General features: G+C 64.7%; 21 protein-coding genes. 8 read left to right on the top strand and 13 right to left on the bottom strand.

Going from position 1 to position 25304, the window contains the following annotated elements; all coding sequences use genetic code 11:
* Positions 1-670 (bottom strand): LptF/LptG family permease (locus IF803_RS19855; RefSeq protein WP_461193186.1); only part of this gene is annotated, 670 nt, incomplete at its 3' end.
* On the bottom strand, positions 667-1833 hold the full coding sequence (lptF, locus tag IF803_RS19850; protein WP_016847429.1) for an LPS export ABC transporter permease LptF: 1167 nt from the start codon (positions 1831-1833) through the stop codon (positions 667-669). The genes IF803_RS19855 and lptF, both read right to left, overlap by 4 nt.
* Before the next feature lie 370 nt (positions 1834-2203).
* On the opposite strand from lptF, the gene IF803_RS19845 reads away from it, so the two are divergent.
* The 3 genes from IF803_RS19845 (at position 2204) to IF803_RS19835 (ending at position 4831) form a co-directional block, all read left to right on the top strand.
* Entirely contained in the window at positions 2204-3706 is a 1503-nt protein-coding gene (locus IF803_RS19845; protein ID WP_461193185.1) for a leucyl aminopeptidase, read from the top strand.
* Positions 3707-3721: 15 nt separating this feature from the next.
* The gene (locus IF803_RS19840) at positions 3722-4174 is read left to right on the top strand and encodes a DNA polymerase III subunit chi (protein WP_028344810.1); all 453 of its coding nucleotides are present in this window, start codon (positions 3722-3724) and stop codon (positions 4172-4174) included.
* 144 nt (positions 4175-4318) lie between these two features.
* Positions 4319-4831, top strand: coding sequence for a hypothetical protein (locus tag IF803_RS19835; protein ID WP_461193184.1), 513 nt, complete (start codon positions 4319-4321; stop codon positions 4829-4831).
* Positions 4832-5061: 230 nt separating this feature from the next.
* Here IF803_RS19835 and IF803_RS19830 read toward each other — a convergent pair whose 3' ends face one another.
* The 3 genes from IF803_RS19830 to IF803_RS19820 form a co-directional block, all read right to left on the bottom strand.
* Positions 5062-6924, bottom strand: coding sequence for an ABC-F family ATP-binding cassette domain-containing protein (locus tag IF803_RS19830; protein ID WP_461193183.1), 1863 nt, complete (start codon positions 6922-6924; stop codon positions 5062-5064).
* A gap of 107 nt (positions 6925-7031) precedes the next feature.
* On the bottom strand, positions 7032-7202 hold the full coding sequence (locus IF803_RS19825) for a hypothetical protein (RefSeq protein ID WP_461193182.1): 171 nt from the start codon (positions 7200-7202) through the stop codon (positions 7032-7034).
* 223 nt (positions 7203-7425) lie between these two features.
* Positions 7426-7689: a sulfur globule protein precursor gene (locus IF803_RS19820; RefSeq protein ID WP_411783149.1), complete on the bottom strand. Its 264-nt coding sequence runs from the start codon at positions 7687-7689 to the stop codon at positions 7426-7428.
* 347 nt (positions 7690-8036) lie between these two features.
* Here IF803_RS19820 and ndk point away from each other — a divergent pair, with 347 nt between their 5' ends.
* Positions 8037-8459, top strand: a complete 423-nt coding sequence (gene ndk, locus IF803_RS19815; protein WP_016847423.1) for a nucleoside-diphosphate kinase — start codon at positions 8037-8039, stop codon at positions 8457-8459.
* 110 nt (positions 8460-8569) lie between these two features.
* Positions 8570-9409 carry a TerC family protein gene (locus IF803_RS19810; protein WP_461193181.1) on the top strand — a complete coding sequence of 280 codons (840 nt, stop codon included), beginning with the start codon at positions 8570-8572 and terminating at the stop codon, positions 9407-9409.
* Positions 9410-9433: 24 nt separating this feature from the next.
* Here the strand turns inward: IF803_RS19810 and ppx are convergent, their stop codons facing one another.
* From ppx to IF803_RS19790, 4 genes are all read right to left on the bottom strand, one after another.
* On the bottom strand, positions 9434-10936 hold the full coding sequence (gene ppx / locus IF803_RS19805; protein WP_461193180.1) for an exopolyphosphatase: 1503 nt from the start codon (positions 10934-10936) through the stop codon (positions 9434-9436).
* Between the two features lie 12 nt (positions 10937-10948).
* Positions 10949-13153 (bottom strand): RNA degradosome polyphosphate kinase, encoded by a 2205-nt coding sequence (locus tag IF803_RS19800; RefSeq protein WP_461193179.1) that lies wholly within the window; start codon positions 13151-13153, stop codon positions 10949-10951.
* 132 nt (positions 13154-13285) lie between these two features.
* Entirely contained in the window at positions 13286-13963 is a 678-nt protein-coding gene (locus IF803_RS19795; RefSeq protein ID WP_461193178.1) for a P-loop NTPase family protein, read from the bottom strand.
* Positions 13964-14051: 88 nt separating this feature from the next.
* Positions 14052-14594, bottom strand: a complete 543-nt coding sequence (locus IF803_RS19790) for a CDP-alcohol phosphatidyltransferase family protein (protein WP_016847415.1) — start codon at positions 14592-14594, stop codon at positions 14052-14054.
* 160 nt (positions 14595-14754) lie between these two features.
* Here IF803_RS19790 and purM point away from each other — a divergent pair, with 160 nt between their 5' ends.
* Both purM and purN read left to right on the top strand, forming a co-directional pair.
* A complete protein-coding gene (gene purM, locus IF803_RS19785; protein WP_461193177.1) occupies positions 14755-15840 on the top strand; it encodes a phosphoribosylformylglycinamidine cyclo-ligase in 1086 nt (361 codons plus the stop codon).
* Positions 15837-16487 (top strand): phosphoribosylglycinamide formyltransferase, encoded by a 651-nt coding sequence (gene purN / locus IF803_RS19780; protein ID WP_461193176.1) that lies wholly within the window; start codon positions 15837-15839, stop codon positions 16485-16487. Before purM ends, purN begins: the two co-directional genes overlap by 4 nt.
* Before the next feature lie 77 nt (positions 16488-16564).
* Here the strand turns inward: purN and IF803_RS19775 are convergent, their stop codons facing one another.
* Together IF803_RS19775 and rnd are read right to left on the bottom strand one after the other, a co-directional pair.
* Positions 16565-16768: a cold-shock protein gene (locus tag IF803_RS19775; protein WP_016847412.1), complete on the bottom strand. Its 204-nt coding sequence runs from the start codon at positions 16766-16768 to the stop codon at positions 16565-16567.
* Between the two features lie 359 nt (positions 16769-17127).
* On the bottom strand, positions 17128-18276 hold the full coding sequence (gene rnd, locus IF803_RS19770; protein WP_018271312.1) for a ribonuclease D: 1149 nt from the start codon (positions 18274-18276) through the stop codon (positions 17128-17130).
* Between the two features lie 777 nt (positions 18277-19053).
* Here rnd and IF803_RS19765 point away from each other — a divergent pair.
* Positions 19054-22521 carry an ATP-binding protein gene (locus IF803_RS19765; RefSeq protein WP_461193175.1) on the top strand — a complete coding sequence of 1156 codons (3468 nt, stop codon included), beginning with the start codon at positions 19054-19056 and terminating at the stop codon, positions 22519-22521.
* 148 nt (positions 22522-22669) lie between these two features.
* On the opposite strand, the gene IF803_RS19760 is transcribed toward IF803_RS19765, so the two are convergent.
* Together IF803_RS19760 and chrA are read right to left on the bottom strand one after the other, a co-directional pair.
* Positions 22670-23818, bottom strand: coding sequence for an acyltransferase family protein (locus IF803_RS19760; RefSeq protein WP_461193174.1), 1149 nt, complete (start codon positions 23816-23818; stop codon positions 22670-22672).
* A gap of 70 nt (positions 23819-23888) precedes the next feature.
* The gene (gene chrA / locus IF803_RS19755) at positions 23889-25112 is read right to left on the bottom strand and encodes a chromate efflux transporter (protein WP_461193173.1); all 1224 of its coding nucleotides are present in this window, start codon (positions 25110-25112) and stop codon (positions 23889-23891) included.
* Between the last annotated feature and the right edge of the window lie 192 nt (positions 25113-25304).

Genomic DNA, 25304 nt, shown 5'->3' with positions numbered 1-25304 from the left:
AGTTCGTCGGCAGCGTCAGATGTGTATAAGAGACAGCCCAACGGCCGTCTTCGAGCGCCGCTTCGCGCGCTTCGATTCGCTCCTTGAACTGGAGCGCCGTATCGAATCGGAACACGGTGAGACCGGTCAGCCGGACGCCCTGCTGCTCGCTGCGGGCCGCATTGATGATCGCCTGACCCTCGTCGTTGATCTGGTTCAGCCAGAAGCCGGACGCGTCCTGAATGCCGCCGCCGGGCGCCGAGCCGAACAGTTCGGCTTCCATGCGTTTGGAGAGCTCGCGCAGATTGGCCGATACCGGATTGTAGGCGGTGGTCGCGAAGATGCCGAGCATGATCGCGCTGGCCAGCGCCGGCGAGATGAATTGCCAGGCCGAGACGCCGGCGGCGCGGGCCACGACGAGCTCCAGCCGCCGCGACAAAGCGAGGTAGCAGGTCATGGCGCCGATCAGCACGCAGAACGGCATCAGCTTCTCGAGCAGCTGCGGCACCCGGAATAGCGAAGTCTCCGCGACCGTGATCGCGGAGGCCGAGACGAGGCCCGACGTCTTGCGCACCATCTCGATGTAGTCGACCAGCACGAGCAGCACGAAGATGCCCGCGAACACGCCCACCGCCGCGACCACGAAGCGGCCGGCGAAATAACGCCCGAGCGTGTTTGTGACCATGCTCATGCGGTTGCCGGCCTCCGGAAGAGGCGCGCAATGCGCTCGTTGTTCCTGTTGATCGCTTCCATCAGCCGCGGCGGCGGTTCGACGACCACGCCGCCGACGATCATCCAGATGCCGATGCCGATGCCGCCGAACAGCATCAGATACTGCACCAGCGCCGCGAGCGGCGTCTTCACCGCCATGACGGAGCAGGCGAACCCGACCATGCGCAGGCCGAACACCGCAAATACCGAGCCGCCGATCGAGAAATTGCGGCTTTGGCGCGTGGTGCGCGGCGCGCCGAGGAAGGCGAAGGTGAGGGCCGCGAACGCAAATGGATAGATCGGCGCCATGAAGCGATCATGCAGCTCCGCGAAGAACTGGCCCGACAGCTGCTGATAGGTCTTGTCTTCCTCGTCCGGCCACATCAGCTCCCAGAGATAGCGCTCGCGAATCCCGAGGGTGACGTCGCGGCCCTGCGAGAATTTCGACATGTCGAAGGCGTAACGGGCGAATGCGACCAGCGCCGGATCGCGCTTGCCAACCTCGAACCGTTGCAGATTGCCGTCATAGAGCACGAGGTACGAACCTCGATCGGTCTTCTGCACGGTGCCGTGGTCGGCGATGATGGTGACGCGCTCCTGCGGATCGCGGCGATCGTCGACGAAGACGCCGCCGAGCACGCCGCCGGGCAGGCGCTCGCGGATGCGAATCGTCAAGTTCTGGTCGAGCTGGGCGAAGCGGCCGGGCTGCAGGATGTTGGTCAGCACGTCGGCGGTGATCTCGGCGTCCCACTGCTTGATTCGGCGCATGCCGTCGGGGGCGAGATAGGCGCCGATGAAGGCGACCAGCGCCGCCACCACGCAGGTGGCAAGGAAGAACGGCCGGAACAGCCGGATCGGCGAGAAGCCCGCCGCGTTCATGACGATGATTTCGGAATCGGTCGCGAGCTTGTTCAGTGTGTGGGAGATCGCGATCATCAGCGCGATCGGGGCGATGATCAGCACCAGGGCGGGAATCACGAGACCGGTGATGCCAAGGAAGGTGAGGATGGTCTGACCCTGGCTGGTCATCAGGTCGATGCCGCGCAGCGCCTGCGTAATCCAGATCACGCCGGTGAGGCTGACCAGGACAAGCGCAAACGACGCCAGCGTCGTTTTAAAAATGTACTTGTCGATCGACCCCATCGCTACCGCACGACCCCCAAGGCCCCCTGCACGCAACCAAACGCACGGCTTTCGACCATCCCCGTCAACCCGGGTTCCCCTATGGTCGAGCCGCGGACCCGTCCGGCTCACTCTCTAGTCACTCTCTCACTACCATCCCTTTGATCCGTCAACAAAATGGCCGGGCCAAGGCACGCTTAATTTATGGTTAATTAATCGCTTTTGTGGCCTTCCGGCCACTCCGGCGCTTGGCAGCGACGCAGCCGACGGGTCATAGTGCGTGACAAGCCCGGTCCGGGCTGGTTCCGGACCGCCATCGCAATGCTCACCCCGCGTGCCGGAAGGACCGCCTCAGGTCCGAGCAACACCCTGAGTTCTGGAGGATTTTCCTATGTCCGACGCCGTCAAGGTCGGCTTTGTCCCATTCTCCGCGTCCGCTCGCGGTATTCTGGTCGCCTTTTGCGACGAGCAATTGAAGCTGGGAGCCGCCACCCGGAAGGCGCTGGGAGCCGCAGCCGAGACGGTCAAGCGGGCCGCGGCCGCCAACCAGTTCAAGGGGAAGAGCGGGGCGATCCTCGACATCCTGGCGCCGGAGGGAATCAAGGTCGAGCGGCTGATCGTGATCGGCACCGGCAAGGCAGCCGATCTCAAGGAGAAGGATTTTCTCAAGTTTGGCGGCGCGGTGGCCGGCAAGCTCAATGCCGGCAGCGGTTCGATGACCGTGATCGCGGAATTGCCCGATGCCGCGATGGCCGCCGGCCAGGCCGCCGCGATCGCCACCGGCATCCGTCTGCGCGCCTACAAGTTCGACCGCTACAAGACCAAGAAGAAGGACGGCGAGGACGGCGCCCTGCGGGCCGACGTCTCGATCGCCGTCGACGATGTTGCCGCCACCAGGAAGGCCTATGCGCCCGAAGCGTCCGTCGTCGACGGTGTGAATTTGGCGCGTGAGCTCGTCAACGAGCCGCCGAATGTGCTGTATCCCGAGGAATTCGCACGCCGCGCCAGCCAGCTTCGCAAGCTCGGCGCCAGTGTCGAGGTGCTCGACGTCAAGGCGATGACCAAGCTCGGCATGGGCGCGCTGCTCGGCGTCGCGCAGGGATCGGCGCGGCCCGGCCGCACCGTGATCATGCGCTGGAACGGCGGCAAGAAGAGCGAGGCGCCGGTCGCGTTCGTCGGCAAGGGCGTCTGCTTCGACACCGGCGGCATCTCCATCAAGTCGGCCGGCGGCATGGAGGATATGAAGGGTGACATGGGCGGTGCGGCCTGCGTGGTCGGGCTGATGCACGCGCTCGCGGCGCGCAAGGCCCGCGTCAATGTGGTCGGCGCCATCGGCCTTGTCGAGAACATGCCCGACGGCAATGCGCAGCGTCCGGGCGACATCGTCACCTCGATGTCCGGCCAGACCATCGAAATCATCAACACCGACGCCGAGGGACGCCTCGTGCTCGCCGACGTGCTCTGGTACGTTGCCAAGAAGTTCAAGCCGAAATTCATGGTCGATCTGGCCACGCTGACCGGCGCGATCATGGTCGCGCTCGGCACCGATCACGCCGGCATGTTCTCCAACAATGACGAACTCGCCGAGCGCCTGGCCAAGGTCGGCCTCGAGACCGGTGAGAAGGTGTGGCGCATGCCGCTCGGTCCCGAATACGACAAGCAGATCGATTCGCAATTCGCCGACATGAAGAACACCGGCGGGCGCAACGGCGGCTCGATCACGGCAGCGCAATTCCTGCAGCGTTTCGTCGACGGCACGCCGTGGGCGCATCTCGACATCGCCGGCACCGCGATGGGCGCGCCGAAGACCGAGATCAATCAGAGCTGGGGTTCGGGTTATGGCGTCCGGCTGCTCGAGCGGCTGGTCTCCGACTATTATGAAGCCAGGAAATAGAGTGTCGGCCGGCGCATGACCGAGGTTCTGTTCTACCATCTGCAGAACATGACGCTGGAGAGCGTGCTGCCGCCGCTGCTCGAGAAGTCGCTCGAGCGCGGTTGGCGCGTGGTCGTGCAATCGACGTCGCAGGAGCGCACCGAGACGCTCGACGCGCATCTGTGGACCTACAGCGACGATTCATTCCTGCCGCACGCGACCTCGCGCGTTGCCGACGCGCAGGACCAGCCGATCATCCTGTCGATCGAGGAGGGCAACCCGAATCGGGCCAATGTCCGCTTCCTGGTCGACAATGCGGCGCTGCCGGCCGACTGCGACAGCTACGAGCGGGTGGTCCTCGTGTTCAATGGCGACGATCCCGACGCGGTGGCCTCGGCCCGGGAAAGCTGGACTGCTTGCAAGGCGCGCGGCTTCGAGGTCACCTATTGGCAGACCGACGAGCGGGGACGCTGGCAGCGGCGCCAATAGCGATAGCTACTAATTAATGATAATTCGACGTTTCTTGGGGCGGGCCACGGTCATGCCGCAAAGTGATGTTCGGACAAACCCTTAGGTGAAGGGGTAGGAGCTTTGTCGATCGTGCGGGACGGAACATTCAGTCGGAAGTCGTTGATGGCCTTGCTGGTGCTTGCACCGGGACTTGCCGGCTGTTCGGGCGCCGGATCCGACTTGTTTTCGCGCGATGCGGAATGGTTCTCGCGTCCCGGGCGGGTGTTCATCCGCAACATCTCGATCGAATCGCCGCCGCTGACGCCGGACAAGCCGGTGACGAACGACGATCTCGTCAGTGCCGACGGCAGCTGTCCAGGCATGGCACCGCCGCCGGGCGCCGCCGATGCCAACGCACAGGCCGGCGGTGCACCGCCGCCGCAACCAACGGGCGGCAGCGTTGCACTCGGCCACACTGAATGCGACGTCGTGCGCGGCATCGGTGCTCCCGACAGTGTGAACCTGTCCAATGGGCCGGGCGGCGAGCGTGTTGCGGTCGTGACCTGGTCGCGTGGCGCGCGCGCCGGCATCTACACCTTCTCCTCAGGGCGCCTGTCGTCCGTCGAGCGCGGTGCGGACCCTGTGCCGGAGCCGAAGCAGGCCAAGCCGAAGAAGAAAAAGACCTCGCAGGGTTAGGGTATTTTCGCCGCAGCGGCAGGTCGATGCCTGCTTGCGCTGGCATCACACCGGACAGAGCCCTGGCGCTCCCTCCACCGTCGTCCCTGCGAAAGCAGGGACCCATACTCCGCGGCCCGTGTTGTGAACGGGGCTCGTCGTTCCACCATCGTGCAACAATAACTAGCTGTGGTTATGGGTCCCTGCTTTCGCAGGGACGACATCGAATATGCGGCTCCGGTGGGTCAAATCTAATTCGCGGCCTCGTCGAGCTCGGCGCTGGCTTCCAGCCAGTCTTCCTCGGCGCGCTGTAGCGCGCTCTCGGCGCCGGCGCGCGCCTTGGTCAGTTGCGCCGCCTGCTTAGGATCGCGCGTAAAAATATCGGGCAATGCGAGCGCGGTATCGATCTTGGCGATGATGCCGTTGATGCGCTCGATCTCGGCCTCGGCTTGCGTGACCCGCTGCCTGGGTGAAGCACGCTTCTCATTGCGGGCGCGCTCCAGCTTGGCGGGCTCCTTGACGCGCTCGCGCGAGGCCGGCCGGCCGTCATTGGCCGACAGGATCATGCGTCGATACTCGTCGAGATCGCCGTCATAGGCCGTCACGGTCTGGTTTGCCACGACCCACAAGCGGTCGGCGCAGGCCTCGATCAGATAACGATCGTGCGAGACCATCATGACCGCGCCGGGGAATTCGTTGATCGCCTCCGCCAGCGCCGCACGGCTGTCGATATCGAGATGGTTGGTCGGCTCGTCCAGGATGATCATGTTCGGGCCGAAGAACGTGGCAAGCCCCAGCAGCAGCCGCGCCTTCTCGCCGCCCGACAGGCTCCTCACCAGCGTGTCGCCGGCCTTGCCGGAGAAACCGATCGCGCCGACGCGGCCGCGCACCTTGCTCTCCGGCGCCTCCGGCATCAGCTTGCGGATGTGATCATAGGGCGAGCCATCGAGATTGAGCTCGTCAACCTGGTGCTGGGCGAAATAACCGACCGACAGCTTGTCGGCCCTCGTGATCCTGCCGGCAAACGGCGCGAGCTTGCCCGCCAGCAGCTTGACCAGCGTCGACTTGCCGTTGCCGTTGGCCCCTAACAGCGCGATGCGGTCGTCGGTATCGACGCGCAGCGTCACGCGATTGAGCACCGGCTTGCCGGGTTCGTAGCCGACCGAGACGTCATCGACCGCGATGATCGGCGGCGACAGCAGCTTCTCCGGCGCCGGGAACGAGATCTCATGAACATCCTGGGTCACCAGCGCGGTGATCGGCTTCATCCGCTCCAGCATCTTCACGCGCGACTGCGCCTGCCGCGCCTTCGAGGCCTTGGCCTTGAAGCGGTCGACGAAGTCCTGCAGGCGCTTGCGCTCATCGGCCTGCCGCTTGGCGTGCTTGGCGTCGAGCAGTTCGCGCGCGGCGCGCTGTTCCTCGAACGAGGAATAGGTGCCCTTGTAGAGCGTCAGCTTGCCGCGATCGAGGTGCAGGATCTGATCGACCGAGGTGTCCAGGAGATCGCGGTCGTGGCTGATCACGATTACCGTGCGCGGATAGTTGGCGAGATGGTTCTCGAGCCACAACGTGCCTTCGAGATCGAGATAGTTGGTCGGCTCGTCCAGCAGCAGAAGGTCGGGCGCGGAGAAGAGCGTCGCCGCCAGCGCGACGCGCATGCGCCAGCCGCCGGAAAATTCCGCGCACGGCCGCGCCTGGTCTGATGTCGAGAAGCCCAGGCCGGAGAGGATCGCCGCGGCACGGGCGGGCGCGGAATGGGCGTCGATGTCGACCAGCCGGGTCTGGATTTCGGCGATCCGGTGCGGATCGTGCGCCGTCTCGGCCTCGCGCAGCAGCGCGTCGCGCTCGAGATCGGCCTTCAGCACGACGTTGATCAGGCTTTCGGGCCCGTCGGGCGCTTCCTGCGCGAGGCTGCCGATACGCCAGCGCGGCGGAAGCGCGATGCTGCCGCTCTCGGTCGGGATGTCGCCCCGGATGGCGTGAAACAGCGTCGATTTGCCGACGCCGTTGCGGCCGACAAATCCGACGCGGGCTCCGGGCACAATTTGTACCGAACTGTGATCGATCAACAGCCGTCCGGCGATCCGGACCGAGATGTCAGTGATGGAGAGCATGCAGCGTTGTCACCGGACCCGCCGCCAAACGCAACCCGTCTGTTTGTAAAATCTCTCCCGGACGCTGTTGCAAAAACGCAATTGGGCTGCTGGTCAACCCTCAACATCTAATGGTGATCGCCTTCCCGTCGTTGCATCTCGTCGAGGAGCTGCTGCAGGCGGGACGAAAGCGCGGGCTCTGGCCGCATGCTTTGCTGAAGCCGTTCACCCACGGCATCGCAGATGTAACGGCAGGTCTTGTGATCAATCTGATCGGCGTCCTTGTCGATCTTGCTCATTGTCATCGTCATGGCACATCTCTTGGCGAGTTCCACCTCGCGTGTTCGAGTAGCTCCTCGCCATGACAAGTCGCGACCCCGGATTTGGTTTCCGCGCCTTGCTCTCGCCTTGAGGTAGTGGGCCCCGTCATGTGCCCGGGTTCCCCGGCGGACTTGAAAAAAGCCCCGGCGCGAGGGCCGGGGCGAGAAGCAAGTCAGGGGAGCAGTCGACAGATTCGATGGATCAGTAGCAGCGGTTGACCAGGCGCCAGCGGGGGCCCCACGGGGTCGGCACGACGCGGCGCACGTAGCAGCCGCCGCCATAGCCATAACCGCCGTAATAGGCCGGGCCGCCGACGATGACGCGCGGGCCGCCCCACCAGCCGTGGTGCCATCCACCGTGCCAGCCGCCATGCCAACCACCCCACGCAGAGGCGGAGGTCGGGGCGAGCGCGGCGGCACCGAGCGAAACCGCGGCGATGGCGGCAAGCGAGAGTTTGCGTAACATGATCGTCTCCTCGAGCTATGGGCGCGCGCGACGCGCCCGCGGTGACATTTCCCGAGACGTCCTGTGAGGCTTGCGGATGGGGGGCCAGCAAGGCGTCCGATCGCTGCAGAGCCTATGTGGGTGGAGCTGAACGGCAGCGGCACGGCGCTGACAGAATGGGTTCACCTAGGTGAAATCGCGGTAAGTTGGCCGAGCCGGCCGCTGGTCCGGAGGGCACCCAAACGACGGTTTTCGTCGTGAAAATCCGTCAAAACTAAAGGCTAACGCGTCACAGGGTCGCTTGCCGTTACCCGATCGCGCCGATATAAGCCCCGGCAACTCCCAGCCACGTTTACAAGGACGAAATCATGGCGATTGAACGCACCTTTTCGATCATCAAGCCCGACGCCACCGAGCGCAACCTGACCGGCGCGGTCAATGCGGTGATCGAGAAGGCGGGCCTGCGGGTTGTGGCGCAGAAGCGCATCCGCATGACCCGCGGCCAGGCCGAGACCTTCTACGCCGTCCACAAGGCGCGTCCGTTCTTCGGCGAGCTGGTCGACTTCATGACCTCGGGCCCGGTCGTGGTCCAGGTGCTGGAAGGCGAAGGCGCCATCCTGAAATATCGCGACGTGATGGGCGCGACCGATCCGTCGAAGGCCGCCGAAGGCACCATCCGCAAGCTCTATGCGAAGTCGATCGGCGAGAATTCGGTGCACGGTTCGGATGCGCCGGAGACCGCCGTGATCGAGATCGCGCAGTTCTTCGCAGGCAACGAGATCGTCGGCTAACGCCGTATTGCTGAAGTGGCGCGGTCTCCCGAGGGGACCGCGTCGAAACAAACCGGGGAGCGGCGGACGATCGCCGTCAGGGGCGGCCGCAAGGCTGAATAGGACTCGCTGTGGACTGGCTGTGGCAGATCTTTGATCCGGCGTACATCGGCGCGTTCTTCACCGAATTCAAGAACGAGATGGCGACGCCGACCTTCTGGGTCGCCGTCGGCAAGATCATCTGGATCAACGTCCTGTTGTCGGGCGACAACGCGCTCGTGATCGCGCTCGCTTGCCGCGGGCTCGCGCCGCGCCAGCGCCTGTGGGGTATGATTCTCGGCGCCGCCGCAGCGGTGCTGCTGCGCGTCATCTTCACCGGTATCGTCGCCAGCCTGATGGAGCTTCCCTATTTGAAGCTGGTCGGCGGGCTGGCGCTGATCGTGATCGCCGCCAAGCTGCTGGTGCCGGAGCAGGAAGACGAGGACAGCGTGCACGCGGCCTCGCATTTGTGGGCCGCGGTTCAGATCGTCGTGGTCGCCGACATCGTGATGAGCCTCGACAATGTGATCGCGGTGGCCGCCGCCGCCAATGGCAGCGTGCCGCTGCTGGTGCTCGGCCTTGCGATCAGCGTTCCCCTCATCGTTGCCGGCGCGGCGCTGATCATGGCGCTGCTCACCAAGATGCCGGTCCTGGTCTGGGCCGGTGCCGCGCTGCTTGGCTGGATCGCGGGCGATGTCATCGCGACCGATCCGGCCGTGCATCCGAAGCTGGACGCGCTGTTCGCCGGACCGCTCGGTGCCAAACTCGATTCCTGGCTAACGTCGGTCGGGATGTCGCCGCAATTCGCCCATGGCGGCAATGGTGGCGAGATCGCGCTCGCGGTGCTCGGCATCATCGTGGTGCTGGTCGCGGGGTCGATCTGGCGCCGCCACGCACTCCGCAAGGCAAAGCACGCCGCCAAGGCGGCGTGAGCCCTGACCAAGGCGGCGTGAGCCCTAGCGCCGCACGATCGAGCCGACGCGCCCGACCAGCCGCGCCAATTGCTTGAAGCGGCTGCCGACGCGGTCGGCGACCAGATCCACCATCCGGTGCTCGAACACCAGCATCAGCTTGCGGCCCTGGGTGCGGAAATGGGTTGCCGGCAGCACGCCGGTGCGCGCCGCCGTGATCAGATGCGCCACGCGGAACGCGGCGCCGAGCACGCGGGCGCGCTCGTCCATCGCCGGCGTCACCAGCGCGCGGATCTGCGGCGGCGGCTCGTTTTCTTCGCTGAGGCCGGCGTAGCGATAGAACACCGAGAGTGCGACGAAGGCGCGGCCCTGATGCGTGATCGAGCCGAAATTGCCGTTCATGATCAGGCTGAGGGTTTCCTCGCCGCGATGATCGGGATGCACCCGCCAGCCGATATCGGAGAGCAGGCAGGCGACATGCCGCAGCCTGCGGTCTTCCTCGGTCTCGCGCAGCCTGACGACGCGCACCAGCCGGTCGGTCCACGCCGTCAGCTCCTGGGCGTGGCGGGCCGAGCGCGACAGCAATTCGTTGAGGTTCTGCGCGGCGCAGAGCAGCCCGTCCTTGGCGCGTTCGGCCGGCGGCAGCATCTCGTAGAGCAAGCCCTCGCGCACGCCGAAGGTCGAGAACACGATGGTCTTCGGCTGGGCCACGCGGATGATGTATTCGAGCACGAGCGCGGCGTAGGCCAATAGCGGCCGCCGCGCATCGGCGACCGATTCGATATTGGCCAGCATGTTGGTAGCCGCCAGCCGCCGCAGCCGCTGCGCGAAGTCGAGCGCGTCCGCCGCCGGGATCGAATAGCCGTGCATCACCTTGAGCGGGTAGCCGCTCTGGATGATGTGTATGCGCGCCAGCGCACGCCAGGTGCCGCCGACCGCATAGAAGGTGCGGCCGCGGCCGGTCTTGAGCTGGGCGACGCCCAGCAGCTCGTTCTTGACGATGCGTTCGGCGCGCTTGAGCGATTTGTTGGAGAGGTCCTGCAGCGCGAGGCTGCCGAGCGGCAGTGTCACGCCGCTGCGCACGCGGCTGCCCTTGACGTCGATCAATTCGAGCGAGCCGCCGCCGAGATCGCCGACGATGCCGTTCGGATTGTGCACGCCCGAGACGACGCCGAGCGCGGACAGCTTTGCTTCACGCGGCCCGGTGAGAATCTCGATCTTGGCGCCGCAGATGCGCTCGGCCTTGGCGATGAAGTCCGGACCGTTCTTGGCGTCGCGGCAGGCCGCGGTCGCGATCGCGTAGACGCGGCCGACCTGCTGGATCCTGCACAGCGCGCGAAAACGGCGCAGCGCGGTGAGCGCCTTGTTGACGGCATCGGTTGCGAGCAGGCCGGTGCTCTGCACCTCGCGCCCGAGCCCGCAGAGCGCCTTCTCGTTGAAGATGGTGATGAGGCTGCGCGCCATCGCCTCGTAAACCACGAGACGAACCGAGTTCGAGCCGATATCGATGACAGCGACGCTGGAAGCGCGCTTCCGCGGTCGCTTCACCGTAAGGCCCCCTTAAGACGATGGCTGCTGTCGCTCGTTGCGACGCGTGAGACGGCGCGGTGAAGATTCCTTGAGAGACTTACCACGGCCGGACAGACTCGGATTTGTCATGAAGTAGTCATGCAGATTGAAGGGCTCTTCGCCTTTCGCGGCCTTCATACGCGTTGACGACCCATCCGGCAACAATTGCCAGCTCTGCTCGGTGTCCTTCAGATTCGCGACCATGATCTGTTCGAGAACCTGCTGATGCACCGTGGGATTTTGCAGCGGACAGAGAACCTCGACGCGGCGGTCGAGGTTCCGCGGCATCATGTCGGCGGACGAGATATACACAGCAGCTTTTGTGCTCGGCAGGCCCTGGCCCATCCCGAAGCAATAGATTCGGCCGTGTTCCAGGAACCGGCCGATCACCGATTTGACGCGGATGTTCTCGGACAATCCCGGCAGCCCCGGCCGCAGGCAGCAGATGCCGCGCACCACGAGCTCGACCGAGACGCCGGCCTGCGAGGCCTCGTACAGCGCGTCGATGATATCAGGGTCGACCAGCGCATTCATCTTCATCCAGACCGCGCCGGGCCGGCCATGCTTGACGTGGGCGATCTCGCCGTGGATGTGCTCGATGATCCGCTTGCGCAGCGTCAGCGGCGACACCGCCATCTTCTCGATGTCGCTCGGCTCGGCATACCCGGTGATGTAGTTGAAGACCCTCGCGACGTCGCGGCCGATGATCGGATCCGAAGTGAAGTAGGAGAGGTCGGTGTAGATGCGCGCGGTCACCGGGTGATAGTTGCCGGTGCCGGTGTGCACATAGGTCGTGAGATTGCCGCCCTCGCGGCGCACCACCATCGACAGCTTGGCATGCGTCTTCAATTCGATGAAGCCGTAGACCACCTGCACGCCGGCGCGTTCGAGGTCGCGGGCCCAGCGGATATTGGCTTCCTCGTCGAAGCGCGCCTTCAACTCGATCAGCGCGGTCACCGACTTGCCGGCTTCGGCGGCTTCCGCCAGCGCGCGCACGATCGGCGAATTGTTCGAGGTGCGATAGAGCGTCTGCTTGATCGCGACCACGTCGGGATCGCGTGCCGCCTGCTGCAGGAACTGCACCACGACGTCGAACGATTCGTAGGGGTGATGGACCACGAGGTCCTTCTGGCGGATGGCGGCGAAGATATCGCCGCCATGATCGCGCACCCGCTCGGGATGACGCGGCACATAGGGCGGGAATTCGAGGTCGGGGCGATTGAGGCGGGTGAGCTGCGACAGTTCGTTCATCGCCAGCACGCCGTCGACCAGGATCACTTCGTCGTCGGCGGCCGACAAGGCATGCTGCACGAAGATGCGCAGCTCCTCGGGCATCGTGGCCTCGATCTCGAGCCGGATCACCGACCCGCGGCGGCGGCGCTTGAGCGCGGTCTCGAACAGGCGAACGAGGTCTTCGGCCTCTTCCTCGATTTCGAGTTCGGAGTCTCTGATGATGCGGAATGCGCCCTGGCCCTTGACGGTGTAGCCGGGGAACAGGCGGCCGATGAACAGACCGGTAGCTTGCTCCAGCGTGATCAGCCGCGCCGGCGCGCCTTCCTTGGTGGAGGGGATGCGGATGAATCGGTCGATCTTGCCGGGCATGCGGATCAGCGCGTTCATCGCCTTGCCGTCGGCGATCCGCGACAATTGCAGCGCCACCGTGAAGCCGAGATTCGGGATGAACGGGAAGGGATGCGCCGGGTCGATCGCCAGCGGCGTCAGCAGCGGGAAGATGTTGTGGAGGAAGTGATCCTCGATCCAGCTGCGCTCGGACTTGGTGACGTCGCGGCCGTCGACCAGCTGGATGCCGACCTTGGCCAGGATATCCCGCAGGTCGCTCCAGATCGCCTGCTGGTCGGAGGCGAGCTGCGAGACGGTCTTGTTGATCATCACGAGCTGCTCGGCCGGCAGCAGGCCGTCCGGGCTGCGCTCGGTAATGCCCTCGCGGACCTGCGCCTTGATGCCGGCGACACGGACCATGAAGAACTCGTCGAGGTTATTCGCCGAAATCGACAGGAAGCGGACCCGCTCCAGCACGGGATGGCCGAGATTGACCGATTCCTCGAGCACCCGCCGGTTGAAGTGCAGCCAGGAGAGCTCCCGGTTGATGAAGCGCTCGGGGCTGGTCGCGATTGCGGGAATGGCGGGAAATTCCGCCTCTTTTTCTTTGATTTCAGTAGCTTGTGCCGAGTCCATCAAGTGCTGGTCCAATTCAGGGCAGGGGCCGGGGCGGTCTAGCCGAGAGCCGCAGAAACCATGTGATATTGCGATGACGTTTCGATGACATTGATGTTCCGCTTCCCTGCGCCGTCAAGCCGCGGGGATGGATCAGGCATCGCGCAACAGCTCCGCCGCCAGCGCCCGTGTGACGGGACGGCCGAGCCGGAGTGCCTCGGTATCGAGCAACTCGACCGCCTGCCGGACGGCAACGTAGGAACGCTCGATCCGGTTGCTCAGATAGCTGACGAGCGGTTCGTCCACGCTCATCTGGCGGTCGGCGCAGAACTTGACGATCAGGCCGCGGAACAGCTGGTCGTCCGGCGGCAGCAGCGTCACAGTCGGCACCGCGCGGAGCCGCGACCGCAGGTCGCGCAATTCGATCTCGAACGCCGAGGGCGGAACGCGCGCCGTGATCAGCACGTAGGCATCGTCCTCGCGCGCCAGATTCATCAGATGAAACAGCGCGCGCTCGTCGAAATCCGCCGGCCTCAGGTCTTCGACGACGAGCGCACCGGTCGCAAGCGCGGTCGGCACCGTGTCGGCGGTCAGCGCATGCGCCGCGGTCGAGCGCGCGCCGGCGCTCTCGGCCCAGATCGCGGCGAGGTGGCTTTTGCCGGAGCCGTCAGGCCCGACCAGCAGCATGATTCGGTTCGGCCAGTCGGGCCAACCGTCGATCAGCGCCAGCGCGGCCTCATTGGCAGGGCCCTCGAGGAAATCGTCGCGGGTCAGCTTCTCCTCGTGCGGCAGGGCCAAAGCCAATTGACGAGGTTGAACGCTACTGGCCACACAAGTCTCCAAACCACCTTATTTTAGCTATGCGCAAACGCGTCGCGTTTGTCGCGGGAAAACCGGCTTCGACTTTTCCGGATCCCGCCTACCGAGCTTCGATCGTGCTCATGTGCCGCACCCACTCCACGAGATAGAGGGACACCGAACCCAAAGTAAAGATCGTGACCAGGCCCATCAGGATCCAGTCATAAGGATGCGGTTCGAAGCCGAAGCCGAGCGAGGCGAGCACCAGCGCCGCGAACGCGACCTGCGCCACCGTGTTCAGCTTCGACACCATCAGCGGCTTCATCTCGACCGGCTTGTCGAACAACCATGACACAATCACGGCGGAGACGATCATGATGTCGCGCGACACCACGAGAATCACGATCCAGCGCGGCACCGCGCCCCAGATTCCGAGCGCGACATAGATCGACACCAGGAGCGCCTTGTCGGCGAGCGGATCGAGCAGGGCGCCGAGCTCGCTCGTCATGTTGAAGCGCTTCGCGAGGAAACCGTCGACCGCGTCCGAGACGCCGGCGATCACGAAGATCGCGAACGCAATCTCCATCTGACTGGACACGATGGCCCAGACGATCACCGGCACCAGGATGATGCGGCCGAGGGTGATGATGTTCGGAATGCTCAACTTGGATCGCTTCCCGGCTAGAAGCCTGATTTTACTCGATATCCGGCTCTTTTGCGCAGCCGCCTTGTGTTATCTACATAGTATCGCGGCGGCAGCGCCGCGAGCCATTGCGCGGGGGCGGAATTCCTCGTAACCAGCCCCTGATCATCTGGAATTGGGCATGACCGAGCGCAAAAACGGGCTCACTTACGCGGATTCGGGTGTCGATATCGACGCCGGCAATCGACTGGTCGATCTGATCAAGCCGATGGTGCGGGCCACCGCGCGGCCTGGCGCGGACGCCGAGATCGGCGGTTTCGGCGGGCTGTTCGACCTCAAGGCCGCCGGCTTCAAGGATCCGGTCCTGGTGGCCGCGACCGATGGCGTCGGCACCAAGCTGAAGATCGCGATCGAGACCGGCATTCATGGCGGCATCGGCATCGATCTGGTCGCGATGTCGGTCAACGACCTCGTCGTGCAAGGCGCGGAACCGCTGTTCTTCCTCGACTATTTCGCCTGCGGCAAGCTGCACCCGGAGGCCACCGCGCAGATCGTCGCCGGCATCGCCGAAGGCTGCCGCGAATCCGGCTGCGCGCTGATCGGCGGCGAAACCGCGGAGATGCCCGGCCTCTACAAGGATGGCGATTACGACCTTGGCGGCTTCGCGGTCGGCGCGGCCGAGCGCGGCACCTTGCTGCCGACCGCGGATATCGCGGCGGGCGATGCCGTGATCGGGCTGGCTTCCTCCGGCGTGCACTCCAACGGCTATTCGCTGGTGCGCAAGATCGTCGAGCAGTCCGGCGTTGCCTATGACGCGCCGGCGCCGTTCGCGCCGGTCATGACGCTCGGCGCGGCGCTGCTGACGCCGACCAGGCTCTATGTGAAATCCTGCCTGCGCGCGATCCGCGACACCGGCGCCGTGAAAGGGCTCGCCCACATCACCGGCGGCGGCTTCACCGACAACATTCCGCGCGTGCTGCCGAAGCATCTCGGCGTCGGCATCGATCTGGCGCGGCTGCCGGTGCTGCCGGTGTTCAAATGGCTGGCCGAGCAGGGCGGCATCGCCGAGCTCGAGCTGCTGCGCACCTTCAACTGCGGCATCGGCATGATCGCGATCGTCAAGGCTGATGCGGTCGACGCCGTGACCGAGGCCTTCACCGCGGGCGGCGAGACCGTGACGCTGCTCGGCGAGGTGATCGAGGCCAAGGGGACGCATGAGGGCGAGCATCGCGTGGTCTATAACGGTCATCTCGATCTCTCGCGATGAAGCGCCGCGTCGCCATCCTGATCTCCGGCCGCGGCTCCAACATGGCCGCGCTGATCGAGGCTGCGAAGGCTCAGGATTTCCCGGCCGAGATCGTGGCCGTGATCTCGAACCGCGCCGACGCCGCCGGGCTCGAAAAGGCGGCCGCGAGCGGCATTGCGACCATCGTCATCGAGAGCAAGCCGTTCGGCAAGGACCGCGCCGGCTTCGAGGCCGTGCTGCAGCGCGCGCTCGACGACAGGCAGGTCGAGCTGATCTGCCTCGGCGGCTTCATGCGGCTGTTCACCGCCGAGTTCGTACGGCACTGGTACGGGCGGATGCTCAACATCCATCCCTCGCTGCTGCCCTGCTTTCCCGGCCTCGATCCGCACGGCCAGGCGTTGCGCGCAGGGGTCAAGCTGTCCGGAGCGACGGTGCACTTCGTGATCCCGGAGACCGACGCCGGACCGATCGTGATGCAGGGCGCGGTCACGGTCGCTGACGACGACACGGCCGAGACGCTCGCCGCGCGCGTGATCACCATCGAGCATCGCATCTATCCGGAGGCGCTGCGGCTTCTGGCAAGCGGCCGGCTCAAGCTCGAAGGCGACCTCTGCAAGACGCTTGGGAGCGCGCCGACGGACGGCACGCTGATCGCGCCGGCGCCTTAGCGCGCGGTAGCACGAGAGGTCCCCCGGGGTGATGCAGCCGGGGGAGGCATCCGGATGAATTCCGCTGGCAGCGGCGTTCAGTGAACCTTGAGGTTCTCGGCCGACGCCTTGCCGCGGTTCTCCACCAGCTCGTACTCGACGGACTGGTTCTCGTTCAATGTGCTGAGGCCCGCGCGCTCGACCGCCGAGATGTGGACGAACACATCCTTGTCGCCGACGGCTGGCTTGATGAACCCGTAACCTTTGGTCGGGTTGAACCATTTGACGGTACCCTTCGGCATCGTCTCTCTCCCAGTTTAGACATAAAAAAGACGCGGCCACGTTTTCCACGTGCCACGCCGCAAGCGGACTTTGCGCTGTCTGTTCACTTCCCGGGTCGTCAGATCCAAAGTCTTCAAGTCCGAAGTTTCGCCTCTCGAAGCCTGTACATCGAAGCCTTGGATATCAACGTCGCGAAACGCACAGTCGAACGGCCGCAATCCGATTGTGAAGCGATTGCAACACGAAAATTGCGCCTTAGCAAGCGCGGTGGTTTTGCGTGACGCAACCTCAGCCTGTGCCGGTCGAACTCCGGCGCAACGCGTTCGGCCACTGGCCGACTGCCGGTGGAACCTGGCACGCGCCGGGCGAACGGCGTGCGCTAGCCCCGGTCCACCCGCACCACGCGGCCCTTGTCGATCGCGAGCGCGAGCTGGCCGTGCTTGAGCTTGAGCGCGGCCTCGCCGAACAGTTCGCGCCGCCAGCCGTGCAGGGCGCCGACCTCGGCCTGATCGCTGGCCGCGATCTGCTCGAGATCGTCGACGGTGGCGATCACCTTGCTGGCGACGCCGTGCCGCTCCGAGGTCATGCGCAGCAGCACCTTCAACAGCTCGACGGTCGCCGCGCCGTTGGAATTGTTTCTCGGCTTTTCCAACTTGGGCAGCGTGGCCTGGTCGCGGGCGAGGCCGCGCTGCACGGCAGCAATGATGTCGGCGCCCCATTTGGAGCGCTCGAATCCTTTCGGCAGCGAGCGCAGATTGCCGAGCTTCTCCAGCGAGGTCGGCGCGTGGGTGGCGATATCGCCGACCGCATCGTCCTTGAGCACGCGCGAGCGCGGCACGTCGCGGCTCTGCGCCTCCTGCTCGCGCCAGGCCGCGACCTCGATCAGCACCGCGAGCTCGCGCGGCTTGCGCACGCGGGTCTTGAGCCGCTCCCAGGCACGCTCGGGATGGAAGTCGTAGGTCTTCGGCGAGGTCAGGACCTCCATCTCCTCGCTGACCCAGTCGCTGCGGTCGCGCTTCTTCAGATCAGCGTCGAGCGCCGCGAACACCTCGCGCAGATGGGTCACGTCGGAGACGGCGTAATGCAGCTGCTCGTCGCTCAGCGGCCGGCGCGACCAGTCGGTGAAGCGGTGGGTCTTGTCGGGGCGGTGGCCGGTGACGCGGTCGACGAGCTGGTCATAGGCGATGCTGTCGCCATAGCCGAGCACCATGGCGGCGACCTGGGTGTCGAAGATCGGATGCGGGATCGTGCCGGAGAGGTGCCAGACGATTTCGATGTCCTGCCGCGCGGCGTGGAATACCTTGAGCACGGCCTCGTTCGACATCAGGTCGAAGAACGGCTTGAGGTCGATGCCGGGTGCCAGCGCGTCGACCACGACGGCTTCTTCCGCGCTCGCCATCTGCACGACGCAGAGCAGCGGATAGTAGGTCGTCTCCCGCAGGAACTCGGTGTCGACAGTGATGACCTTGTGTTTGGCGAGCCGGTCGCAGGCGGCGGCGAGGTCGGAGGTCGTGCTAATCAAATCCATGAAGTGTCCATAACGGCTTGACCACACGCGTTCTGCCGAAAGGGCAGCTATGTCAAGGGTCTTGCAGGGATTTTGGCCCTGCGCGGGGTGAGGGACGGGCCATTTTTGAATTGATTGGGCGTGATTCGAGGGTGTTTTCGGCCCGGTCGTGCCGGGAATTCGGCGGTCGTGCGGGCGAAGGGCGGGACCCATAACCGCCGGAATTCGTTGGTCGGGCGATCGCGGCCCCGGCCGCGCGCGGCAATGGGCATTGGGGGTAATGGGTCCTGACTTTCGCCAGGACGACGATGAGGGTGGTTCTCGCGCGATACGGCGCATCGTCATTGCGTACTTCATGTCGGTGTCATCGCCCGGTCCCGTCTTCGCCAAGGCTTCGATGACGCTATGCATTCTTGGCGCGCCGAAGCTTCAACGGAGGCGGCGAGCCGGGCGATGACAGTGCGGATGCCACACACGATCGTCGTCCTGGCGAAAGCCAGGACCCAGAACCACCGCATTTGATCATGAACGGGATCGTGGCCCCAGCGTCGCGCAACAACTCTCATTTGGGGTAATGGGTCCTGGCTTTCGCCAGGACGACATTGAGTGTGTGGCGCGGTCTGTGAGTCACGCATCCACATCCTCGCGGCGCTGACGCGTCCGAGTCATCGCGCGCGAAATCGGATGGCGCCGCGCGTTTCGCACTTTGTGAACGCGTTCAGTCTGGGGTAAACAAGCCCCTTGGCATCGTCGAACGAGGCCCATTGTCGCCAATGGCCCGCAGTCGGACGGATCACAATGCCGGAGAAACAGCCAGGCGCCGATATGGAGGCTGCTCTCAAGCACTGGCTCGAAACCGTTGATCTCGGCCAGTACGGCGACCTCTTTGTGCTGCATCGCATCGGTTTGGACATCCTGCCCGATTTGACCGAGCAGGATCTGGTCGAACTTGGCCTTCCGCTGGGAGATCGCAAGCGCTTGCAGCGCGCGGTTGCTTCCCTGACCGGTTCGGCAAAAGGTCGCGCCGGCGGCAGGAGCGTCGCGGAAGGCGCAGCGGTGAGCGCCGCGCGGCGCCAGCTGACCGTGATGTTCTGCGACATGGTCGGATCGACCTCGCTGTCCGAGCAGTTCGATCCCGAAGACGTCCGCGACATGATCGCGAGCTTCAGGGAAAAGTGCGTCAGCGTGGTCAAGCGGTACGAAGGCTTCGCGGCCCGCTACCTCGGGGACGGCATTCTGGTCTATTTCGGCTATCCGAATGCGCATGAGGATGACGCCGAGCGGTCGGTGCGTGCGGCGCTCGAAATTGTACGGAGCCTGTCGTCGGCGAGAGCGAGTGATGCCCGCGACGTTGCAAGTCATGGGCCCAGTGTGCGCATCGGGATTGCGACCGGCCTTGTTGTCGTCGGAGACCTGGTTGGACAGGACACCGAGGAGCACGATTCCGCAGTCGGCGAGACGCCAAATCTGGCTGCCCGTCTGCAGGCCTTGGCGCCTCCGGACGGCGTCGTCATTGCGTCTTCGACGCAATCCCTGCTGAGAGGAAAGTTCGACTACCAGGACTTAGGATTTCACGCGCTGAAGGGGATATCCGCGAAGGCCCAGGCCTGGCTCGTGGTTAGGCCCTGCCGCGCCGAGACGCGATTTGCCGCGGCCATGGGCTCCAGATTGACGCCGCTGGTCAACCGCACCGAAGAGGTGGCGTTGCTGCTCACGCGTTGGCAGCAAGCGAAAGCCCGTGAGGGGCAGGTCGTGCTGCTGACAGGCGAGCCGGGAATCGGAAAGTCCAGGATCGTTCAGGAATTGCGGGAGCGGATCGCAGGTGATCAGCACGGTCAAGTTTCCTTCCAGTGCTCTCCCTATTACAGCAGCACCGCTTTTCATCCCTTCATCGAGCATCTCAAGTTCGCGCTCGGCCTTGACGGCGAGAACGCGTCTGCGCTTTGGCTGACAAAGCTTGAAGCCGGCGTCGCCGCCTCGAACGGCGAGGCGGACACAGTGGTGCCGATCCTTGCGGCGTTGCTTTCAATTCCCACCGGTGACCGCTACGCGGACCTGGATCTCTCGCCGCAACAGCTGAAGGATGCGACGATCGCCACGCTCGTCAACCATCTGCTCGCGCAAGCGCGCGGGCAGACGCTGCTGATCGATTTTGAGGACGCACATTGGATCGATCCCACCTCGCGGGCCGTGCTCGATCTGCTGGTGGAGAACGTTCGCACCACGTCGATCCTTGTCGTGATCACCTGTCGTCCGGAGTTTCAGCCGGGCTGGAAGGATCACGCGCACACCATCAGTGCGAACCTCAAGCGTCTCGGCCGACAGGTCCGCACGATATTGGTCGAACGTGTGGCTGGAGAAAAGGAGCTTCCCAGAGAGGTGATTGAGGACATCATTGTCAAAACCGATGGCGTGCCGCTCTTCCTTGAAGAGCTGACCAAGGCCGTTCTCGAGTCCGACGTCTTGACTGAGCAACATGGACGTTACGTCTTGTCCGGTCCGTGGCATCAGCTCGCTATTCCCGCGACATTGAACGATTCCCTGATGGCCCGCCTCGACCGGATGGGATCGTTCAAGAAAATCGCGCAGATCGGCGCCACCATCGGCCGCGAGTTCTCTTATGAGATCCTTCGCGAGGTTGCCGAGGCGCCGGCGGACCAGATCGAAGCCGCCCTGAACCATCTGGAGGCAGCCGGCTTGATCGTCCGCTTCGGCTTTCTGCCGGAGGCGCTGTACTCGTTCAAGCACGTGATGATCCAGAATGCGGCGCATGAAAGCTTGCTGCACAGGGAAAGAAGAACGCTGCACGCCAAGATCGCACGCGTGCTGGCCGAAAAATATCCGGAGAAGATCGAGCGCGAACCGGAGCTTCTCGCCTACCACCTGACCGAGTCCGGCCAAAGCGAGCCGGCTGCGGGTTTCTGGCTCAAGGCCGGAAAGCAGGCCGCAATGAAGGGGGCGACTCTGGAGGCGATCGGTCATTTGCGTCGTGGGCTCGGGGTTCTGCAAGCCTCACCCGGTATGCAGGGCCGAAACGAGTCCGAGCTTGAGCTTCGCATCGCCCTGGGCACCGCCCTGATCGCGGCAAAGGGTTACGCCGTCCAGGAAGTCGAGGAGAACTATGATCGCGCGCTCGAACTCGGCCGGCATCTTGACAACACGGCGAAGGTCTTTGCGGCGACGCGCGGACTTTGGGTGTGTCACTTTATCCGCGGCGATCTCGCACGGGCGCATGAGCTGAGCGTGGAGCTGCTGCAGTTCGCAAGGCGGGAGGCATCGAACCAAAGTTCGTCCGCGACGCAACAAACGGGATATCTGATCGAGGCGCATCGGGCGATTGCGATGACCATGCTGTATCGCGGGCGGTTTGTCGCCGCCGAACATCACCTTCATCGCTTCAGGAACCTGTACAGTCCTGATCTACACGGCGCCTTGACGGCAACGCATGGCATCCATCCTGGCATCGTCTCGCTCTCGTATCTCGGGTACGTGTCGTGGTTTCTGGGCCGTCCTGACGCAGCGCGCCGATACAGCCAGCAGGCTATTTCGGAAGCGGAAGACCTTCGCCACCCCTTCACGTTGTCGTTTGCGCTGACATTCGGCGCTTACGTTTGCCAGCACCTCCGCGATGTCGAAGGGACCCACCATTATACCAACAGGGCACTGGCCCTCTCATCGGAACACGGCTTCCTGCATTGGAAGCATCAGACGACCATCCTGCGAGGATGGGCGATGACCGAGCTTGGGAATGTCGATGAGGGATTGAACCAGATGCGAATGGCAATCGACGGCTACGAGGGCATGAGCGCCCGGCTCGCCAGTTGCTGGTTCAGGAGCCTGCTCGCGAAGGCTTATGCAAGTGCCGGCTTGCCGGATGCTGCCTTGCGCGAACTCGACAGCGCATCGGCGATCGGGAGAAGAACGGGAGAGCATTTCTACGAAGCCGAGATCTATCGTCTGCAAGGTGAGATGACGCTCAACGACGCGAAATCATCGTCCGTCGAATCCGCCGAGCGAATGTTCCTCGCCTCGATCGAGCTGGCGCGCAGGCAGAGCGCGCGGTCCTTTGAATTGCGGTCAGCTGTCAGCCTGGCGCGCCTATGGCGACATTCCGGCAAACACGCGCGAGCGGCTGAGCTGTTGCTACCCGTCGTTCGAACGTTCACGGAAGGTCTGTCTACGCCTGACGTCAAGGAAGCGCTCGAGCTGGCGAATGAACTGGCAATGGAAATGCCCGGAGATCATGAATGGAGCGGGCGGGTCTGAGGATATCGAGGCGCCCCGGGCGCCATCCGCCCGCCTACACCTGACCGTCGTCACCACGCATCGCAGATGAATGACGGTGTTCGCCTCGGCCCAAGGTTCGCGACGGCGGCAACGTCGGATGCTGTTCCGGCGATGTGCGCCGGACTGATCAGCGGTTGGCGATGCTGCTGGCCTCGATTGGCGGGGCAACGTCGTTCCGATCGATCCGGGCTTCGCCCGCACGAATGCGTGACGGCCATCCGTGCCGCAAGGCCAGCATCGTCAGCCTGTCCCTGACGAGATAATGCGCGGGACCTTCGAGGAAGCGCCAGACGAACCATGCCAGCACCACCATGCCCGTCACGACCAGCACGGTCGACAGCGCGTCCGGCGTTGGTGTGATCAGGAGCAGGATGACGTAGCCGAGCTGCAGATGCAGCAGATAGAGCGGGTAGGTGATGCCGCCGGCGGCCCTGACGAGGCCCGCCGGCAGCGGCACCGACTTGATGCGGGTGGCGGCGAACACGATGCCGAGCGAGACGATGCAGATCGCCGTCACGACCATGGGATCGAAGCTGCCATGGGTGTGGACGCCGAGCCGCTCCAGCTTGTGCACCGCCTGGAATGTCGCCGTGCCCATCGCGAGCGTCAGCAGGCTGTACAGCCTGGTGTCGCGCCGTCCGCGGTAATGCTCATAGATCAGGAGGCCGACGGCGAAGAAGCCGCTGTCGTCGGCCATGAACAGTTTCTCGAACAGGGGAACGTCGATGGTCAGCTCGTTGGCGAAGGTGATCGCGATCCATGCCACGATGATCGTGTCGATCCGCCGTGGAAAGATGCCCCAGGCCAGGAACAGCGCGATCCAGGCGTAGAACACGACCTCGATCACCAGCGACCAATATGCGTCGTCCATGTAGGGCTGACCGAGCATCGGGGCTGCGATGAACAGGTTTGCCAGCCATTGCCCCCACGTCACGTGGAAGTACGCGTGGCCCAGCAGCAGCGTCGCGAGAAAGGTCAGCGTCATGCAGATGACGAAGGTCGGATAGATCCGGCTGAAGCGGGCGATTGCAAAGCCGATCGGCGTGCGGCCTTCGGTCGAATAGGCAATGACGAAGCCGGAGATCGCGAAGAACACGGGTACGCCGAGGAAGCCGTATTGCGCGACCGGGGCGAGGTACGGCAACGCCACTTGCTGAACGCCGTGCGACGCGGTGCCCCAGAAGCCGTAATGGTACAGGATCACGGCCCCGACCGCGGCAAGCCGCAGCAGGTCCAGCACGGGAACCCGGGTCGGTTGTTTAGAAACGCTCGGCATATATCCGCTATCGTGGCGGCGAGGCATGAAGGCGTTCTTAATCCGCCCGGCGAAACGACCGCGCGATCGTTCACGATTGCAGGAGCCCCATGGCGATGCCGGCAGCCGCGCTGAGCACGACCACCACGAGCGGCGGCGCGCGCCACGCCGTGAGCAGGACGAAGCCGGCCAGCGCGATGCCGAAATCGAGCGGACGGTGGACGCTGCTGGTCCACACCGGATTGTAGAGCGCGGCCCCCAGAATGCCGACGACGGCGGCGTTGACGCCGCGCATCATCGCCTGCGCCGCCGGCCGTTTGCGAAAGCCATCCCAGAACGGCAGCGCCCCGAGCAGGACGAGAATTCCCGGCAGGAAGATGCCGACGAGCCCGACGATCGCGCCCGGTAGGCCGCCGATCACGGCGCCGAGATAGGCGGCAAAGGTGAACAACGGGCCCGGCACCGCCTGCGCGGCGCCGTAGCCGGTCAGGAACGCATCGTCGCCGATCCAGCCCGGCGTCACCACCGCTTCGCGCAGCAGCGGCAGCACGACGTGGCCGCCGCCGAACACCAGCGCGCCCGAGCGGTAGAAGGCCTCGAACAGGCCGAGGCCGGGCCATGTCCGCGACAGCAGCGGCAGTCCGACCAACAGCGCGACGAACAGGATCAGCGCTGCGACGCCAACGCGGCGCGATACCGGCATCGCGATATGGGTGACCCCGTTGGCCTGTTGCGCCCGGCAGAACCAGAGCCCGGCGACGGCGCCGAGCACGATGGCGCCGATCTGCGCGATCGACGACGAACTGGCGAGGATGACGAGTGCCGCGACGGTCGTGATCGAGGCGCGTTCGCGGTCGGGGCAGAGCGAGCGCGCCATGCCCCAGACGGCCTGGGCGACGATCGCCACCGCAACCAGCTTGAGGCCGTGCACCAGGCCGGTACCCGCAGGGCCGCTCAATCCGCTGGCGCCGAAGGCAAACAGCACCAGCGCGATCGCCGAGGGCAGCGTGAATCCGGTCCAGGCCGCCAGCGCCCCCAGGTACCCGGCGCGCATCAGGCCGAGCGAAAAGCCAACCTGGCTGCTCGCCGGGCCCGGCAGGAATTGGCAGAGCGCGACCAGATCCGCATAGGCCTGTTCGTCAAGCCAGCGGCGGCGGGTGACGAACTCGTCGCGGAAATAGCCGATATGGGCGATCGGGCCGCCGAAGCAGCTGACGCCGAGCTTGAAGAAGATCAGCAGCACCTCCAGCGGCGAGTGCGTCGAGCTCGCGGTGGCGGGCGGTGTGCCGGGCTGCGGGACGTCGGTGTCGTTCAAGCGTCGTCAATTCCCGCAATTTGCGTCCCAGGTCAGGACTCGTCAGCGCGAGCATATCGCCATTCGATGACGTTTGATCGCGCTATTTCGCGCGGCTCACTCGTAGCGGATGTTCTTCGACGGCCGGCGCGCGGCGGGCATCGCCAGCACGACGAGACAGAGCGCGATCATCGCCAATCCCATAAATTCGAA

The sequence above is a fragment of the Bradyrhizobium sp. UFLA06-06 genome (assembly GCF_054820065.1).
This window is presented reverse-complemented; position numbering and strand designations above follow the sequence as displayed.

Coding starts and splice junctions, on each gene's coding strand:
- lptF (WP_016847429.1), bottom strand. CDS start 1,833: ATGGGGTCGATCGACAAGTACATTTTTAAAACGACGCTGGCGTCGTTT.
- IF803_RS19760 (WP_461193174.1), bottom strand. CDS start 23,818: ATGCCGAGCGTTTCTAAACAACCGACCCGGGTTCCCGTGCTGGACCTG.
- IF803_RS19830 (WP_461193183.1), bottom strand. CDS start 6,924: ATGCTCTCCATCACTGACATCTCGGTCCGGATCGCCGGACGGCTGTTG.
- IF803_RS19845 (WP_461193185.1), top strand. CDS start 2,204: ATGTCCGACGCCGTCAAGGTCGGCTTTGTCCCATTCTCCGCGTCCGCT.
- IF803_RS19835 (WP_461193184.1), top strand. CDS start 4,319: ATGGCCTTGCTGGTGCTTGCACCGGGACTTGCCGGCTGTTCGGGCGCC.
- rnd (WP_018271312.1), bottom strand. CDS start 18,276: ATGGATTTGATTAGCACGACCTCCGACCTCGCCGCCGCCTGCGACCGG.
- IF803_RS19825 (WP_461193182.1), bottom strand. CDS start 7,202: ATGAGCAAGATCGACAAGGACGCCGATCAGATTGATCACAAGACCTGC.
- IF803_RS19820 (WP_411783149.1), bottom strand. CDS start 7,689: ATGTTACGCAAACTCTCGCTTGCCGCCATCGCCGCGGTTTCGCTCGGT.
- purN (WP_461193176.1), top strand. CDS start 15,837: ATGAAGCGCCGCGTCGCCATCCTGATCTCCGGCCGCGGCTCCAACATG.
- IF803_RS19840 (WP_028344810.1), top strand. CDS start 3,722: ATGACCGAGGTTCTGTTCTACCATCTGCAGAACATGACGCTGGAGAGC.
- IF803_RS19800 (WP_461193179.1), bottom strand. CDS start 13,153: ATGGACTCGGCACAAGCTACTGAAATCAAAGAAAAAGAGGCGGAATTT.
- IF803_RS19765 (WP_461193175.1), top strand. CDS start 19,054: ATGCCGGAGAAACAGCCAGGCGCCGATATGGAGGCTGCTCTCAAGCAC.
- purM (WP_461193177.1), top strand. CDS start 14,755: ATGACCGAGCGCAAAAACGGGCTCACTTACGCGGATTCGGGTGTCGAT.
- IF803_RS19775 (WP_016847412.1), bottom strand. CDS start 16,768: ATGCCGAAGGGTACCGTCAAATGGTTCAACCCGACCAAAGGTTACGGG.
- ndk (WP_016847423.1), top strand. CDS start 8,037: ATGGCGATTGAACGCACCTTTTCGATCATCAAGCCCGACGCCACCGAG.